Genomic DNA, 14,526 nt, shown 5'->3' with positions numbered 1-14,526 from the left:
CGTGTCCGGCACGCCCCGCACCCGCGGGGAGGCACACCCGGCGGAGCGACCAGAGCGCGGCAGCGGCCTCCCCCGGCCGGGCTCCGAAACCGGGAGGCCCGTTGTCGGAGCCGCGTGTCAGGATGGGCGGCGTGCCACAGACCTCACTCACCAGCCCGCTCGTCGGCCGGGAGGACGAACTCGCGCGTCTCACCGGCGTACTGGAGCGCGCCCGCGCCGGCGAGGCCCGCGCGGTGCTCGTCGCCGGGGACGCCGGGGTCGGCAAGACGCGGACCCTGGACGAGGTCGCCGGACGGGCCGCAGCGGCCGGGACGACCGTGCTCACGGGTCACTGCGTGGACCTGGGCGACGTGGGCCTGCCGTATCTGCCCTTCACCGAGATCCTCGGCGTGCTGGCCGCCGACGAGCGGTTCGCCGCCGTGCTGGCCGGGCATCCGGTGGCCGACCGGCTGCTCGGCGGCGGCCCGGACGGCGGGACCGACGCCGCGCCCTCGCGGCTGCGGCTCTTCGAGGGCGTGGCCGCGCTCCTGACCGACCTGGCGGACGCCGCACCGCTGCTGCTGGTCCTGGAGGACCTGCACTGGGCCGACCAGTCCTCCCGGGACCTGCTGAGGTTCCTGCTCAGCCGGGGGGTCCTGCAGCGGCCGACGGGCGGGGCGCCCGGCCACCGGCTCGCGCTGTTCGCCTCGTACCGGGCGGACGACCTGCACCGCCGGCATCCGCTGCGCCCGCTGCTGGCCGAGCTGGTGCGCCTGCCCGGCGTGGAGCGGCTGGAGCTGCGGCCGCTGCCGGACGCCGACGTGGCCCGGCTGGTGCGCTCGCTGCGTCAGCGGCGGCTGCCGGACACCACCGTGCGCCGGATCGTGGAGCGGGCCGAGGGCAACGCCTTCTACGCCGAGGAGCTGGTCGCGGCCACGGACGCGCCCGCCGGCGGTGTGCCCAGCGGGCTCGCCGACGTGCTGCTCATCCGCTTCGAACAGCTGTCCGAGACCGCCCAGCAGGTGCTGCGCACCGCCGCCGTCGCCGGGCGCCGCGTGGGCCACGGCCTGCTGCGGGACGCCGTCGGACTGCCCGAGGAGGAGCTGGAGTCGGCGGTGCGCGAGGCGGTGGAGCGGCAGCTGCTGGTCTCCGCCGACGGGGACACGTACTCCTTCCGGCACGCGCTCGCCCGGGAGGCGGTCTACGCCGATCTGCTGCCGGGGGAACGGGCCCGGCTGCACGGCGCGTTCGCCCGGCTGCTCGCCGGTCCGGGCCGCCGGTCCGACAGCGCGGCCGAGCGCGCCCACCACTACCGCGAGAGCCACGACCTGCCCGAGGCGCTCTCCGCCTCCCTGGAGGCCGCCGACCACGCCCAGCGGGTCGGCGCGCCCGCCGAGGAACTGCGGCACGTCGAGGCCGCCCTCGACCTGTGGGCGGCGGTCGACGCGACCGCGCGGCCCGCCGGACCCCACGCGGTGACGCTCACTCTGCGTGCCTCGGCGGCCGCCGTGCACGCCGGCGAGCTGCACCGCGCGGTCTCCCTCACGCGCTCCGCGCTGGCCGGCCTCGGCCAGGACGCGGACCTGGAGCTGGCCGCCCGGGTCCGCTATACCCTCGCCGGCAACCTCCTGAGCGTCGACGACCTGGAGGCCGCGTACTCCCACAGCAGCGAGGCCCTGGCCCTGATCCCCGCCGAGCCGCCCTCGTCGACGTGGGTGTGGGCGGCGGCCACGCACGTGACGACGGCCCGCCAGGTCGGGGAGAACGAGACGGCGCTGCGGGTGGCCCGCCGGGCGCTGCGGGTCGCCGAGGAACTGGAGGTCACCGACGCTCGCGCCGACCTGCTGATCTCCCTGACCAGCCTGGAGGGCGCCAACCGGGCCACCCCTGCGGGCCGGGAGCGGCTCCTTGAGGCACGCGAGCTGGCGCGGCGGGCGGGCAACGCGCCCGTGGAGCTGCGGGCGCTGTTCAACCTGGCCATCGGCTGCTTCGAGTCCGGCGACCTGGAGGAGTGCCTGCCCTGGGCGTCGGAGGGGCTCGACCGGGCCCGCCGCGCCGGACTGCTGTCCTCGCCCTACCCGCGGGAGATGCGGTATCTGCGGCTGCTGGTGCGCTACACGCTGGGCCACTGGGACGAGGTGGTGCGGGAGTCCGCCGACCACGCCGGGCACGGTCCGGCCCTGGACGGTCACGCCCTCGGGCCGGGTCTGTACGTGGCGCTGGCGCGCGGCGACCTCGGGGCGGCCGACCGGGCGAAGAGGCTGCTGGAGGGGCCGTTCGACTGGATGGCGCGGATGGTCGCGGCCGTCGTGCTGACCGACGCGGCGGCGCTGCGCGGGGACGCGGAGGACGCCGTGCGGTGGATGCGGACGAGCGTCGAGGCGCTCACCGAGGCGGGCACCCGGCCCACCGTCACCCTCCGGCTGGCCACTCTCGCGCTGTCCGCGGTCGCCGACACCGTGGCCGAGCTGCGCCGGGCCGGGGACGCGGCCGGGGTGGCCCGCTGGACGGACACGGCGGCCGAACTGCTGGCCGACGCCCGCTGGTCGGCCGGGCACGGCTACGACGACGCCCCGCAGGGCCCGGAGGGCCGGGCGTGGCTGGCGCGCGCGGAGGCCGAGTGGTCCCGGGTCGCCGACGCCGCACCGGACCCGGCGGCGTGGCAGAGGGCGGTGGCCGCCTTCACGTACGGCGACGCCTACGAACGCGCGCGGTGCCGGCTGCGGCTGGCCGAGGTCCTGCTGGCCGCCGACCGCCGCGAGGAGGCGGCCGCCGAGGCCGACGCGGTACGCGCGGAGGCCGACCGGCTCGGCGCCACGGTGCTGCGCGAGCGGCTCGACGACCTGGCCCGTCGCGGCCGCCTCACGGACACGGCACCGGCCGGGCCGGGCTCCGCCGTACTGACCGCCCGCGAGCAGGACGTCCTGCGGCTGCTCGCCCTCGGCCACAGCAACCGGCGGATCGGCGAGGAGCTGTTCATCAGCGCGAAGACGGCGAGCGTCCACGTGTCCAACATTCTCGCCAAGCTGAACGCGGCGAGCCGCACGGAGGCGGTGGCGGTCGCCTACCGGCAGGGGCTCGTCGCACCGGAGCACACGTCGTCGTAGCCCGGCCCGCCCCCCGATCTCGGGTTTGGCGGAACGGAACGCTCCGGGCCAGGATGCCCTCATGAAGGGTGATCTCTTTTCCAGCGAGCACATGGTGCAGCCCGCCACGGCGCCGGGCATGACCGTCGAGAACGCCAAGTGCATCCGGTACGCGGTGAACGGCGAGATGCTCGCCAGGCAGGGCGCGATGATCGCCTACCGGGGCAGTCTCCAGTTCGAGCGCAAGGGCCAGGGCGTGGGCGGCATGCTCAAACGCGCGGTCACCGGGGAGGGGCTGCCGCTGATGGCGGTGCGCGGACAGGGCGAGGCCTGGTTCGCGAACGAGGCGCAGAACTGCTTCATCGTCGAGGTGGAGCCGGGCGACGAGTTCACGGTCAACGGCCGCAACGTCCTGTGTTTCGACGCGTCGTTGTCGTACCGCATCGCCACCGTGAAGGGCTCGGGCATCGCCGGTGGCGGACTGTTCAACAGCGTGTTCACCGGCCACGGCAGGCTGGGGCTGGTGTGCGAGGGCAACCCGCTGGTCATCCCGGTCTCGCACCAGTATCCGGTCTACGTCGACACGGACGCGATCGTCGGCTGGTCCGCGGGGCTCGCGACCTCCCTGCACCGTTCCCAGTCGATCGGCTCGATGCTGCGCGGCGGTTCGGGCGAGGCGGTCCAGCTGGTGCTCCAGGGCGAGGGCTTCGTCGTCGTACGGCCCAGTGAGGCGACGCCGCAGAAGACGCAGCAGCACTGAGCCTCCCTCCGGGAACTTGTTGACCTTGGACGGCGCGCGCGAAAGGCTGCGCAGGGGCGCGGATCACCGCCCGCGCCGGAAGGAAGACTGCCTTGATCGCGATCACGGAGATCGAAGCCGCGGCGGAGCGGATCGCCGGACACGTCGTACGCACCCCCACCGTGCCGAGCCCGGGGCTGTCGGCGTTGCTCGGCATCCCGGTCACCGCGAAACTGGAGCTGCTCCAGCGCACCGGCTCGTTCAAGGCGCGCGGCGCGACGGCGAAGCTGCTGTCGCTGACCGGGGCCGAGCGGGCCGCCGGTGTCGTCGCGGTCAGCGGCGGCAACCACGGCATCGCGGTGGCCGTGATGGCCGCGGCCCTGGACGTGAAGGCCACGGTGGTCATGCCGCGTACGGCACCGGCCCGTTCCGTGGAGATCGCCGAGGAGGCGGGGGCCGTCGTGCGGCTCACCGACGGCATGGACAGCGCCTTCGCGCTCGTCACCCGGCTGCGCGAGGAGGGGCTGACCCTGGTCCATCCCTTCGACGACCCCGTGGTGATCGCGGGGCAGGGCACCGTGGGCCTGGAGTTCGCCGAGGACGCCCCGGACCTCACCGACGTGCTGGTGAGCATCGGGGGCGGCGGGCTGATCGCGGGCGTGGCGGCGGCGCTGCGGGCACTGCGGCCCGGGGTGCGGGTGTGGGGCGTGGAGACCGAGGGCGCCGAGGCCATGTCCAGGGCGCTGGCGGCGGGCGGGCCGCTGGCGGTGCCGCTGTCGTCGGTCGTCACGACGCTCAGCGCGCCGTCCGTCTCGCAGCTGACGTACGACCATGTCTCGGAGCTGGTCGCCGAGGTGCTCGTGGTGCCGGACCGGGAGGCGGTGCGGGGTTCGCTCGCGCTCGCCGAGCACGCCAAGGTGTGGACCGAGCCGGCCGCCGGCTGTCTGCTGCCGGCGGCCCGGCGGGTGGTGGAGCGGGTGGGTGACGGCGCCCGGATCGGGCTCGTGGTGTGCGGCGGCAACGCCACGGTGACCGACATGGCGGTGTGGGCGGACCGCTTCGGACTGCGCTGACGCCGGGGCGGCCGGGCCACTGCCGGGCCCGGCCCGTTCTTGAAGAAGGGTCAGAAACGGGGCGGGCGGACGCGTGCGCTGAACGCACCCCGGCCCCCTCGACGTACCTCTGGTCAAGCAGTGAGCCGGCGGTGCGAACGAGGGATGGCCATGGGCAGGGCGCACGTCTCCACACACGGGCTGGTCGCCGGGCGCTACCGCCTGTTCGAGGTCGTCCAGCGCGAGACGAACCGTGTCTGCTGGTCCGGCGAGGACGCCACGACGGGCCTTCCTTGCCTGGTCACCCAGATCGCGCTGCCGGCGGGACAGGACGCCGAGACCGGCCGCCGGGCCCCGGACCGGGTGATCCGCACCGGCGAGACCATGGCCTCGCTGTGCCCCGGCAGGATCGCCGCGGTGCTGGACTCGGTGGTCGCGGACGGCACGCTGTGGACCGTGTCCGAATGGGTGGCCGGTGTTCCGCTCGGCGACCTCCTCGACCGCCGGGGCGCCTTCGGCCACGCCCGGGCCGCACGCGTCGCTCTGGAACTGCTCGCCGTGCTGGAGGCGGCACACGCCCACGGTGTGACACACGGCGAGCTGAGTCCGGGGCAGGTGTTCGTGCGCGAGGAGGACTCCGTCGTCGTCACCGGTTTCGGGCTGGCGGGCGCCACCCTCGCGCCCCGGCTGACCGCGCCCGCGTACGCCTCGCCCGAGCAGGCCCGCGACGAGCGGATCGGGCCCGCGGCCGACCTGTGGACGCTGGGCGCGATCCTCTACACGATGGTCGAGGGCCGTCCGCCGTTCCGTGACCGGGGCCGGCCCGAGGCGACGCTGAGGGGGGTGGACCGGCTGCCGGTGCGCACGCCGGTGCGCGCCGGTCCGCTCACCCGGGCCGTGCAGGGGCTGCTGCGCAAGAACTCCCGTGAGCGGCCCACCCGCACGGTGGTGCGCGCGGCTCTCGTCCGGGCGCTGGCGCAGGCTCCCGACGGGGCCGGGGACGAGGCGGCACGGACCGCGCGGCGCGGTGGACACGCCGTCGTCCGGAGCACGGGACGCGACCGGTCCCGGCGGACCGTGGTCGCCGGGACGGCGCTGGTCCTCGCCGCGCTGACGGTCGCCGTTCTCGCCGCCACCGAAGGGCTCCCCGGCGCCGGTGACGGCGCCGCGGCGGGTGCCGGACGGCGCTCCCCGGCCCCGGCCGCCCCGCCCACCGGATCAGCCCCCTCCTCCCCCGCGGACCGGCCGGGCGCCGGTGCCCCACCCCCGGGCCCCGGCCCCTCCACGCCGGCCGGGTTCCGCCGCTACGAGGCTCCGGAGGGTTTCTCCGTGGCCCTGCCCGGGGGCTGGCGGCGCCTGGACACCGCACGGGTTGCGGGCGGCGCGTACCGGGTGGTCTTCGGCGCGTCCGGCGATCCGCGCACCCTCGCGGTCACCTACAGCCGGCGCGCGGGCGACGACCCGGTGGCCGTCTGGCGCGACGACGTCGAGCCGGGCCTCGAACGCTCCGGCGGCTACCGGCGGATCGGCGACATCCGCGCCACCACCTACCGGGGGCGGGAGGCGGCCGACATGGAGTGGCTGGCCCGGGGCGACGGCACCCGGATCCGCACCTTCGGCCGCGGCTTCCTGCTCGGCGGGGGCCGCAGCTTCTCCCTGCGCTGGACGACACCGGCCGGCGACTGGGACGACAGCGCGAACGAACGGGCGCTCGCCGCCTTCCTCGGCACCTTCCGGGAGGGCGCGGCGTGACCCCTTGCGTCCCGTTTCCCCCTGTTTTCCCTCGCGCCGGGCGGGGACTCGGCCGCCATGGCACACATCGGATACACGATGATGACCGAGCAGGCGGGCCCCCGGGAACTCGTCGGCCATCTGGTGCGGGCCGAGGAGGCGGGGTTCGACTTCTCGGTGACCTCGGACCACTACTTCCCCTGGCTGCGCTCGCAGGGCCACGCGCCCTACGCCTGGAGCGTGCTGGGCGCCGCCGCCCAGGCGACCTCCCGCATCCCGCTGATGACGTACGTGACGTGTCCGACGTTCCGCTACCACCCGGCGGTGGTGGCGCAGAAGGCGGCGACGCTGCAACTGCTCTCGGGGGGCCGGTTCCGGCTGGGGCTCGGCTCCGGCGAGAACCTCAACGAGCACGTGGTGGGCGGCGGCTGGCCGTCGGTCGACGTACGGCACGAGATGCTCCAGGAGGCCGTGGAGATCATCCGGGCGCTGTTCCGGGGCGGCCATGTGAACCACCGCGGCGCGCACTTCGACGTGGAGTCGGCCCGGCTGTGGGACGTGCCGGACAGCCCGCCGCCCATCGGCATCGCCGTCTCCGGGGAGCGCTCCTGCAAGCTGGCGGGCGAGTTGGCCGACCTGGTGATCGCCACCGAGCCGAAGGCGGGTCTGCTGGAGTCCTTCGGCCGGCACGGCGGCGAGGGCAAGCCGCGCGTGGGCCAGCTGCCCGTCTCCTACGATCCCGACCGGGACACGGCGATCGAGCGGGCCCACTCCCAGTTCCGCTGGTTCGGCAGCGGCTGGAAGGTCAACTCCGAACTGCCGCACCCCGACTCCTTCGAGGCGGCCACCCGGTTCGTGACGCCCGACGACGTCGCCGAGTCCATCCCGTGCGGTGACGACCCCGACGCCTTCGTGGCGGCCGTACGCCCGTACGTCGACGCCGGGTTCACCGAGATCGCGCTGGTGCAGATCGGCGGCGAGTCCCAACCGGCCTTCCTGGACTGGTCGGAGAGGACCCTGCTGCCCGCGCTGCGCGAGGCGTTCGGCCGCGGCTGAAACCGGCGGGCGGGCGAATCACTCGAACGACGGAGCATCTTGCCCGTGAAGCGGGTACTAGAGGGCTCTACGTCCGTCCCCCTGGAGGCTCTCGTGAACACCGTCGTGCACAGGACCATGGTCGTGCAGTTCCAGGCGGGCGACACCGCGGACCGTTTCCCCGTACTCGCCCATCTCGGATACGACGCGGCGGACCCGTTCGCCCTCACCGTGGTCTTCAGTCACGACGGACGGGTCCTCGCCGAATGGGCGCTGGACCGGGAGATGGTCGGTGAGGGCCTCACCCGCCCGGTCGGCGTGGGCGACGTGCGGATGCGGCCCGAGTCGCGGGGCATGTGGGACGAGCTGCGCATCGAACTGCTCGGCGACGACCGGGCCGACGGGGAGCGCCACCGCGCCGTGGTGTACGTGTGGGCGGCGGCCGTCGAGGCGTTCCTGCGCGAGACGTACACGGTGGTCGGACTCGGCGAGGAAGAGGTCTGTGTCGACGACTTCCTCGCCGAGCTGACCGCCGAGGGGTGAGGGCCCGCCGGGGGTGCCTCAGCGGGCCGTGTGGCGGTGCCGGGTCCACAGGGGGATCCCGAACCAGCACAGCAGGTACCAGAGCACCACGCCGGTGACGAGGTAGGGGACGAAACCGTCGTGGGTCGCGACGCGCAGGATCAGCAGGAGCGAGCAGGCCGTCGTGGCGAGCAGCAGCACCAGGCCGAGCAGTGTCAGCCGGGACGCCCACCGCACTGCCTGGGGTTTCACCCGCCGCCCGGAGACGAGGCGGTGCAGGGACACCGGTCCGATCAGGGCACCGGTCGTCACGGCCCCGAGGACCACCGTGATCAGGTAGATCGTCTGATCGGTGTCCGAGAGGGTCTCGTACCTGGGCTGGAACACGACGGTGAGCAGGAAGCCGAACAGGATCTGCACGCCCATCTGTGCGACGCGGACCTCCTGGATCAGCTCCGTCCACATCCGGTCGGCCCGCTCCTCCTCGGTCTCGTTGCGGCCCCTGCGCCGGACCTGTCCCCCGGCCGCTTCCGAGTCCGAGCGCGTCACGTCTTCCTCCCGTCGTCCGTCGCCTGCGTCCCCTTTCCTCTTCCCGGGATCCCCGTACTCAGGCGCCGGTCCGGCACGGCGACGCCCGGTTTGGCTGATCGGGGGACGGTTACACGGGGCGGGACCGACCCAGGCGCGGCAAGGAAGGCGAAGGATGTCCGACACTCAGCTCACCGTGACGCTCGACGGCGGCGGCATCGACGACGCGCGGGCGGTCGTCCGCGCGCTGGAGGGTGTCTTCGGAACCCCCGGCGAACTGCCCGCGGACGAGGGGGCCACGGTGCGTACCGCGACCTTCGACGCCCCGGGCGACCCGCGGGCCGACTCCGCCCCGGCGGCGGGCGGGACACTGTCCGCGCCGGTGACGGTCACCGTGCAGGGCACACCGCGGGCGGTGGAGGCGGCGAGCGAGACGCTCTCCCGTGCCTTCACCGCGCGCGACGAGGGAGCGGCCTCCGGCGACCAGGAGCGGGAACGGCAGTTGCTCCTGGTGCCGTGAGGCCGTGAGGCACCGTCGGGGAACCGCCTACCAGCGGCCCTCGACCTGGTCCTTGACGCGCCGCTCGTAGAGGTCGCGGATCGCGGCGAGGGTGGCCTCGGACAGCTCCGGCAGCCGGGCGGCGTCCGTGTTGGCGCGGGCCTGCTCGGGCGAACGGGCGCCCGGGATCACGCTGGTCACGCCGGGCTGCTGGACGATCCAGCGCAGCGCCAGCTGGGCCGGGGTGTATCCCTCGGGGGCGAGCGCGGCGAACTCGGCGGCGGCCTCCACACCGGTGGCGAAGTCGACGCCGGAGAAGGTCTCGCCCTGGTCGAACGCCTCCCCGTGCCGGTTGAAGGTGCGGTGGTCGTTGGCCGCGAAGACGGTGTCCTTGGTGTACTTGCCGGTCAGCAGACCGGACGCCAGCGGCACCCGGGCGATGATACCGACGCCCGCCTCCCGGGCGGCGGGCAGGACCTCGCGCAGGGGCTTCATCCGGAACGGGTTGAGGATGATCTGGACGCTCGCCACGTTCGGCCGGGCGATCGCGGTGAGCGCCTCCGCGCAGGTCTCCACGCTGACGCCGTACGCGGCGACGCGCTCCTCCTCGACGAGGGTGTCCAGGGCGTCGAACACCTCGTCGCTGGAGTAGACGGGCGTCGGCGGGCAGTGCAGCTGCACCAGGTCGAGGCGGTCGACGCCGAGGTTGCGGCGGGAGCGGTCGTTCCACTCCCGGAAGTTGTCCAGGACGTAGTTCTGCGGGATCTGGTCGACCCGGCGGCCCATCTTGGTGGCGACCAGCACGTGCAGGTCGGGCCTGCTCGCGAGGAAGGTCGCGATGGTCTGCTCGCTGCGGCCGTCGCCGTAGACGTCCGCGGTGTCGAAGAAGGTCACCCCCGACTCGGCCGCCGCCTCCAGTACCGCGAGGGCTTCCTTGTCGTCGACATCTCCCCAGCCGGCGCCCAGTTGCCAGGTGCCGAGGCCGATGACCGACGCGTGCTGATCCGACCTGCCGAAAGTGCGCTCGTCCATGGCGTCAGTCTGTCATCCGCGGTGCGCGGGCACCGCGTCGGGACGCCCCGGGCGGCCCGGCCGGTCGCCGGTGGCGAGCCTGCGTGCCTGGACCGTGCGCGCGATCACGGGTCCCAGCCGGCGCTTGACCCTGCGCAGCGTCTCCAGCCGGCCGGCCGCCCGGTCGATCCGGTAGTACAGGCGGGGCGGGAGGTACGGCAGCAGCGGCGAGTGGCGCTGGCCGAGCAGGGCGAACATCTGCTGCGGCGGCAGGTGGATGTAGCGGGGCAGGTTCTCGTACCACTGGGCGCTGAGCCGGGCCGCGCTCTGCGCCGGCAGCAGGGCGGTCCGGCGTGCGCGTTCGTAGTGGGCGAGGGCGTCCCGGAGGGGTGCGTCCGGCTCGCGCAGTGCCGTGGCCAGGGCCATGGCGTCCTCCAGGGCGAGCGTGGTGCCGGCGCCGACGGAGTAGTGCGTGGTGTGGGCGGCGTCGCCGAGCAGGACGAGGTTGCCGCGGGACCAGGTGCGGTTGGTGACGGTGCGGAAGACGGGCCAGGGGGCACTGGCCCGGCCGGCCGACCGCGCGGTGAGCGGGTGCCCGTCCAGTACGTCGGCGAAGAGCTTCTCCAGCAGGACCAGCCCCTCGGCCTCGTCGGCCCGGTCCAGGCCCAGCCCGGTCCAGGTCCGGGGCGCGCACTCGACGACGCAGGTGCTGCCCTCGGCGCCGTAGCCGTAGCCGTACGCCCAGATCCAGCCGTGGTCGGTCTCGGTGAAGGCGAAGGTGAAGGCGTCGAAGACCTTGGTGGTGCCGAGCCACACGTAGTGGTTGCGGCCGCCGGTGATCTCGGTGCCGAAGTGGCCGGCGTGGTGGCCGCGCAGGGCGCTGCCCGCCCCGTCGGCGGCCACCACGAGGTCGGCGGCGGGCGGGTTGGCTCCGGTGACCGGGTGCTCGTACTCGAGGCGTACGCCGAGTTCGCGGGCGCGGGCGGCGAGGATGGCCAGGAGGCGGTGGCGGCCGATGCCGAAACCCTCGTCGCCGTGGTGCCGGGCGGCCCGGTCGCCGACGTGGGCGACGCCGTCCCGCCAGCGCACCGAGTGTTCCTCGACGGAGCGCGCGGACTCGGGGTCGTGCTCCTGGAGCAGGTCGAGCAGTCCGCGCCAGTAGGTGACGCCCCAGCCGTAGGTGGAGCCCTCCGGGTCGCGTTCGTACACGGTGACGTCGTGGGTCGGGTCCTGCCGCTTCAGCAGGATCGACAGGTACAGTCCGGCGGGCCCACCGCCGACGCAGGCGACCTTCACACACACCCCTGATATGCACTCATAACGGTCATTCGGGACCGCAGAGTAGCAAGGCGGAGGGCTCGGGCCGGTGCTACGCGGCCGTGGCCGGCGCGGATTACCCGGCGGCCGCCGTACGGCACTCCGGGTGGCCCCAGCCCTGGTCGTTCTTGGCGATGGACTCACCGGCCGCGTACGAACGGCCGCACAGGCAGCGTCCGGGGAACTTCGCCTTGACGGTGCGGGCGGAGCCGCCCTTGCGGGCCGCCGTCCCGCCGGTGCCGGGCTTGCGCCGGGGTGCCTTGCGGGCGGCGGGGACGTCGGGGCTCGGCGGCGGTTCCGGGGAGCCGAGGCCGCTGCCCGCGGCTTCCTGCACGACGGCCGCCTGGCTGGCGGCGCGGTCGGCGAAGTCGTTGAGCCGGTCGCCGTCGACCTGGTGGGCGGGTACGTACCGGAACTCGACGGTGCGGCCGTCGAGCAGCTCGTCGATGCGGACGACCAGCTCCTGGTTGGCGACCGGCTTGCCGGCGGCCGTCTTCCAGCCGTTGCGCTTCCAGCCGGGCAGCCAGGTGGTGACGGCCTTCATGGCGTACTGCGAGTCCATGCGGACCTCGAGCGGCACGTCGGGGTCGGTCGAGGCCAGCAGGCGTTCCAGCGCGGTCAGTTCGGCGATGTTGTTGGTGGCCCTGCCGAGGGGGCCGGCCTCCCAGCGGACCGGGGTCTCCGACGCGTCGGCGACCACCCAGGCCCAGCCGGCCGGGCCCGGGTTTCCCTTCGAAGCCCCGTCGCACGCGGCCACTGCTCGTTCACGCATGCGCTCGATCATGCCATGGCCCGGCGGGGTGTCCGGACGGGGTTCAGGCGACGTCCGAGACCTCGGGCATCTCCCCCTCGGTGGTCGTGGTGTCGATCACCGAGAAGCTCGCGCCCTGCGGGTCGCTCAGTGCCGCGAACCGGCCGAACGGGGTCGTGACCGGGCCGAACCGCAGGACCCCGCCGAGTTTCGTGGCGCGGGCCACGGCGTCGTCGCAGTCCTCCACGGTGAAGTAGAGGTTGATGTAGGGCGGGACCTCGGGCGGGAAGTCCTCCGTCATGGCCATGCGGCCCAGGACGGTGGTGTCGCCGAGGTCGTAGAGGCGGAAGTCCACCTGGTCGTCCTGCATCTGCCTGGCCCGGTAGGAGAAGACCGCGGGGAAGAAGGCGTCCGACTTCGCGGGCTCGCGGGTGAAGACCTCGGCCCAGCAGTAGGCGCCGGGCACGGCCGTGGCCCCGAAGCCCTCGTGCTGGTCGCCCTGCCACACGCCGAAGACCACTCCGCCCGGGTCGCGGGCCAGGCACATGGTGCCGAAGTCGCCGACCCGCATCGGTTCGAGCAGCAGCTCGCCGCCGGCCTCGCGGATCCGGCCGGCGGTCGCCGCGGCGTCCGGGGAGGCGAGGTAGAGGCACCACTGGGACCGGTCCTCGTGACCGGGCGGGGGCGGGACCACCGCGGCCACCGCCTTGCCGTCCGCGTAGCACTGGGTGTAGCCGCCGAACTCCGACGAGGACTCGCCGAAGGTCCAGCCGAGCACGTCGCCGTAGAAGCTCTTGGCTCCCTCGACGTCGGTGAACATCGCGTCGGCCCAGCAAGGGGCCCCTTCGGGTGACACGGCCATGGCTGCCGCCTCCTCTGCGCACGTGGGTGCGGGTGGTTCGGGTGGGGGTTCGGGTACGGGTCACTCCCCGGCGTACGCCCGCTCCAGCTCGGCGATGTCGAGCTTGCGCATCGACATCATGGCCTTGTTGGCGCGCGCCACCTTGGCGGGATCGGGGTCGCGGAACATCTCCTCGAGCCGGCTCGGCACGACCTGCCAGGACACGCCGAAGCGGTCCTTGAGCCACCCGCAGGGGCCGTGCTCGCCGCCGCCCTCGGTGAGCACGGTCCAGTAGTGGTCGACCTCGTCCTGGTTCTCGCAGGTGACCTGGAAGGAGATCGCCTCGGTGAACTTGAACTCGGGGCCGCCGTTGAGGGCGACGAACTTCTGGCCGTTGGCCGTGAACTCGACGGTGAGCACGGTGCCGGCGGGCTGGTACGACCCCTCCGGGTAGCGGGTGACGGCCCCGATGCCGGAGTTCTTGAAGACGGAGACGTAGAAGTGGGCGGCGTCCTCGGCGTCTCCGTCGAACCACAGGCACGTGGTGAATCCGTCGGTGCTCATGACTACCTCCTGGGCGTGCGACACGGTCACCACTGTCGACCGGCGCGGATGGCGGAACTCATCGCTCTGCCGGTGGCGAATCTGCCGCGGGCAGAGAAGCGCCCGGCGGGGGCCGCGGCGGGCCGAGAGTGGAGGAACCGCGCCGCCGTCGGCCGCGCACCACTCCCACCACCACTACCACCCCTCACGACTCGCTACGACTCGACAAGGAGTGCCGATGTCTCCACTCATCGCCGGACCCGCCCCGGCCGCGCCGCCCAGGGCCGAGGAGGGCGACACGCCCGCGTCCCGGTTCGACGACCGGCTCGCCGAGCAGTTGCTCGACCAGCGGATCGTGCTGCTGGGCACACAGGTCGACGAGGTCTCCGCGAACCGGGTCTGCGCCCAGCTGCTGATCCTGTCCGCGCAGGACCCGCGCACCGACATCAGCCTGTACGTCAACAGCCCCGGCGGCTCCGTGCACGCGGGGCTCGCCATCTACGACACCATGCGGCTGATCCCCAACGACGTCTCGACGCTCGCCATGGGGTTCGCCGCCAGCATGGGGCAGTTCCTGCTGAGCGTCGGCACGGCGGGCAAGCGCTACTCGCTGCCGAACGCGCGGATCATGATGCACCAGCCGTCGGCGGGCATCGGCGGCACCACCGCCGACATCGAGATCCAGGCGGACAACCTGGAGTTCACCAAGAAGACCATCGAGCGGATCACCGCCGAGCACACCGGTCAGAGCCCGGAGACCATCTCCCGGGACGGCGACCGCGACCGCTGGTTCACGGCGGAGGAGGCCAGGGAGTACGGAATGGTGGACCAGGTCGTGCAGTCCCTCGCGGATGTGCGCCCGGCCGCCACCAGGCGACGGATGGGGCTGTGA

General features: G+C 73.9%; 14 protein-coding genes. 8 read left to right on the top strand and 6 right to left on the bottom strand.

The window, feature by feature from the left end:
• Nucleotides 1–122 precede the first annotated feature (122 nt).
• From ACIQFU_RS27790 to ACIQFU_RS27765, 6 genes are all read left to right on the top strand, one after another.
• On the top strand, nucleotides 123–3,086 hold the full coding sequence (locus ACIQFU_RS27790; protein ID WP_402555033.1) for an AAA family ATPase: 2,964 nt from the start codon (nucleotides 123–125) through the stop codon (nucleotides 3,084–3,086).
• Nucleotides 3,087–3,147: 61 nt separating this feature from the next.
• Nucleotides 3,148–3,825, top strand: a complete 678-nt coding sequence (locus ACIQFU_RS27785; RefSeq protein ID WP_402554979.1) for an AIM24 family protein — start codon at nucleotides 3,148–3,150, stop codon at nucleotides 3,823–3,825.
• Between the two features lie 92 nt (nucleotides 3,826–3,917).
• On the top strand, nucleotides 3,918–4,877 hold the full coding sequence (locus ACIQFU_RS27780) for a threonine/serine dehydratase (protein ID WP_402554978.1): 960 nt from the start codon (nucleotides 3,918–3,920) through the stop codon (nucleotides 4,875–4,877).
• A 150-nt stretch (nucleotides 4,878–5,027) separates the two neighbouring features.
• Complete coding sequence (locus ACIQFU_RS27775) at nucleotides 5,028–6,608, top strand: serine/threonine-protein kinase (protein ID WP_402554977.1); 1,581 nt, start codon at nucleotides 5,028–5,030, stop codon at nucleotides 6,606–6,608.
• A gap of 57 nt (nucleotides 6,609–6,665) precedes the next feature.
• Nucleotides 6,666–7,643, top strand: a complete 978-nt coding sequence (locus ACIQFU_RS27770) for an LLM class F420-dependent oxidoreductase (RefSeq protein WP_402554975.1) — start codon at nucleotides 6,666–6,668, stop codon at nucleotides 7,641–7,643.
• A 93-nt stretch (nucleotides 7,644–7,736) separates the two neighbouring features.
• The gene (locus ACIQFU_RS27765; RefSeq protein WP_402554973.1) at nucleotides 7,737–8,165 is read left to right on the top strand and encodes an SsgA family sporulation/cell division regulator; all 429 of its coding nucleotides are present in this window, start codon (nucleotides 7,737–7,739) and stop codon (nucleotides 8,163–8,165) included.
• Nucleotides 8,166–8,183: 18 nt separating this feature from the next.
• Here ACIQFU_RS27765 and ACIQFU_RS27760 read toward each other — a convergent pair whose 3' ends face one another.
• Nucleotides 8,184–8,693, bottom strand: coding sequence for a DUF6328 family protein (locus ACIQFU_RS27760; protein ID WP_402554971.1), 510 nt, complete (start codon nucleotides 8,691–8,693; stop codon nucleotides 8,184–8,186).
• 154 nt (nucleotides 8,694–8,847) lie between these two features.
• Between ACIQFU_RS27760 and ACIQFU_RS27755 the strand changes: the two genes are divergently transcribed.
• Entirely contained in the window at nucleotides 8,848–9,192 is a 345-nt protein-coding gene (locus ACIQFU_RS27755; protein ID WP_402554970.1) for a hypothetical protein, read from the top strand.
• Between the two features lie 27 nt (nucleotides 9,193–9,219).
• Here the strand turns inward: ACIQFU_RS27755 and ACIQFU_RS27750 are convergent, their stop codons facing one another.
• From ACIQFU_RS27750 to ACIQFU_RS27730, 5 genes are all read right to left on the bottom strand, one after another.
• Entirely contained in the window at nucleotides 9,220–10,203 is a 984-nt protein-coding gene (locus ACIQFU_RS27750; protein ID WP_402554968.1) for an aldo/keto reductase, read from the bottom strand.
• Between the two features lie 12 nt (nucleotides 10,204–10,215).
• Nucleotides 10,216–11,478 carry an FAD-dependent monooxygenase gene (locus ACIQFU_RS27745; protein WP_402554967.1) on the bottom strand — a complete coding sequence of 421 codons (1,263 nt, stop codon included), beginning with the start codon at nucleotides 11,476–11,478 and terminating at the stop codon, nucleotides 10,216–10,218.
• Nucleotides 11,479–11,575: 97 nt separating this feature from the next.
• Nucleotides 11,576–12,283, bottom strand: a complete 708-nt coding sequence (locus ACIQFU_RS27740; RefSeq protein ID WP_402554965.1) for a ribonuclease H — start codon at nucleotides 12,281–12,283, stop codon at nucleotides 11,576–11,578.
• 31 nt (nucleotides 12,284–12,314) lie between these two features.
• Nucleotides 12,315–13,112, bottom strand: coding sequence for a VOC family protein (locus ACIQFU_RS27735; protein WP_402554963.1), 798 nt, complete (start codon nucleotides 13,110–13,112; stop codon nucleotides 12,315–12,317).
• A 60-nt stretch (nucleotides 13,113–13,172) separates the two neighbouring features.
• Complete coding sequence (locus tag ACIQFU_RS27730) at nucleotides 13,173–13,655, bottom strand: VOC family protein (RefSeq protein WP_402554962.1); 483 nt, start codon at nucleotides 13,653–13,655, stop codon at nucleotides 13,173–13,175.
• A gap of 217 nt (nucleotides 13,656–13,872) precedes the next feature.
• Here ACIQFU_RS27730 and ACIQFU_RS27725 point away from each other — a divergent pair, with 217 nt between their 5' ends.
• The gene (locus ACIQFU_RS27725) at nucleotides 13,873–14,526 is read left to right on the top strand and encodes an ATP-dependent Clp protease proteolytic subunit (RefSeq protein ID WP_402554960.1); all 654 of its coding nucleotides are present in this window, start codon (nucleotides 13,873–13,875) and stop codon (nucleotides 14,524–14,526) included.

It is taken from the genome of Streptomyces sp. NPDC093065, from assembly GCF_044754585.1.
Taxonomy (GTDB): domain Bacteria; phylum Actinomycetota; class Actinomycetes; order Streptomycetales; family Streptomycetaceae; genus Streptomyces.
This window is presented reverse-complemented; position numbering and strand designations above follow the sequence as displayed.